The sequence below is a fragment of the Paenibacillus sp. LS-5 genome (genome assembly GCF_056121505.1).
In genome coordinates this window covers 1-276 of sequence record NZ_JBWAVA010000070.1, presented here as the reverse complement: position 1 = coordinate 276, position 276 = coordinate 1, and the positions used below count along the sequence as shown (strand labels likewise).

At 64.1% G+C, this 276-nt stretch carries 1 protein-coding gene; it reads right to left on the bottom strand.

What is annotated here, in order from left to right:
* Positions 1-276: hypothetical protein (locus tag AC0MA3_RS26500; RefSeq protein ID WP_474658346.1), on the bottom strand; the 276-nt coding region annotated here is incomplete at both ends.

Below are 276 nucleotides of genomic sequence, written 5' to 3'. Positions count from 1 at the left end.
AAGGGCATCATGATCGGCGCGCGGCAATTCGAGCAGCATCACGCGGCCGGTTACCGGGAAGTAGTGAACACGGCGCGGCAGCGAGCCGCGCAGGTGATACGCTGCGATGGGAAGGTGTTCCGCCGCCAGATAGTCTTCGACGAAGTCGGCGTTGCGATGCCCGATCTTCGCCATGCCATTCAGCACATTGGCGCCGCCGAACACCTTGATCTCCAGGCGGCGTCGGGCGCCGCCCCGGGCGAGAATGTCGTTGATCAGCCGCTCCATCGCGACATT